This window comes from Nonomuraea sp. NPDC003804 (assembly GCF_040610675.1).
GTDB lineage: Bacteria > Actinomycetota > Actinomycetes > Streptosporangiales > Streptosporangiaceae > Nonomuraea.
The window spans coordinates 1-1,124 of the sequence record NZ_JBEXMT010000127.1; the positions used below are offsets into that span (position 1 = coordinate 1).

Sequence of the window (1,124 nt, forward strand, 5' to 3'; positions counted from 1 at the left end):
TGATGCTTCCCGTAGAACTGGGCCAGCGTCAGGGGGTGGAGGATGGGATGAAGCAACGGCTCGTGGGGACGATTCAAGAAATCGCCCCCACCTGGGTTGCCTGCTGGGTTGTCGTGTTGGGGTTCCATCCCCTTTGCATACCGTCTTTTTCGGTTTTGGCAATCAGCAAGCGATCTTGAGGATGAAAGCCGCGCCGACCAAAACCCCGGTTTGTAGGAAAAGTGAGACGGTGTGCAGATCCATCTGCTCTAAATCCTCCCTCAACCAGGCCATCATGCCAGCAACCCTGCCACGTTGGCGGCCACGTAGCTCACCACCGAAAACGCACCCAACGTCAACAGCAGGTTCCCCACGTTGTCCACGGCGAACTCGTAAGCATCGGCAAAAATATACATAGGGGCCTCCCCCGGTTGTGTTTGAATGATTACAGTCAACCACATCTCACAAAACTGGCAACCCTAAAAATCTCGATTGATCGACACTTTTGATGTTTAGTCAAAACCTTTCTTCTCTTTTCCAACCCCCATCCCGCCTCTTGCTTTGAGCCGCGTTTGACGTTTGCTTTTATGGGTAGATCGATCCACTCACAAACAAGGGAACGTGCCCAACAAAAAGGGCCCCGAAGGGCCCTGGATGCGACACGGGGAATGGACCGTCATTGACGGTAGATGTTCTTCTGGACTTGGGCCTCGTGCTTATCCCAGTCGAAGTTTGCCTCATAGCGCTTCATGAAGTCCGCTTCCTTCTTCGCGCTGGCGGCGTAGTGCGCGTAGCCCAACTTACCAGGCCCCATGGTTTGCTGCCGCTGGGCCGCAGTCAGCATGGGGATGTTTTCCCCCAAGGATTGCCCCCCGTCCTTCTGCTGGCGCTTCTGTCGCCATTCGTCCACGGTGCTGAACACCACTTGGGCGTGCTTGTCTTTGGGCGCGTCTTCAGCGCGCTGCTGCACCTGTGCGTGCAACCGCTCTCGCGCGTCGGTGATCTCGTCGGGCTTGGCTTGCTTGGCCCAGTCCAACACGGCTTGTTGCTTCTCCTGGATATCGGCCTGGTCCTTCGCCAGCGACTGGTCGCCGTCGCCTTGGTGACCGTCAGCGAGTCGTTGTCCTGCGCCGGCGAGGAGTCGA

Annotated in this window: 2 protein-coding genes; both read right to left on the minus strand. The window is 57.0% G+C overall.

What is annotated here, in order from left to right; all coding sequences use genetic code 11:
• Positions 1–272: 272 nt before the first annotated feature.
• Positions 273–395, minus strand: coding sequence for a hypothetical protein (locus tag ABZX22_RS45245; protein ID WP_255211731.1), 123 nt, complete (start codon positions 393–395; stop codon positions 273–275).
• A 260-nt stretch (positions 396–655) separates the two neighbouring features.
• Positions 656–1,124 (minus strand): hypothetical protein (locus tag ABZX22_RS45250; protein WP_354923567.1); only part of this gene is annotated, 469 nt, incomplete at its 5' end.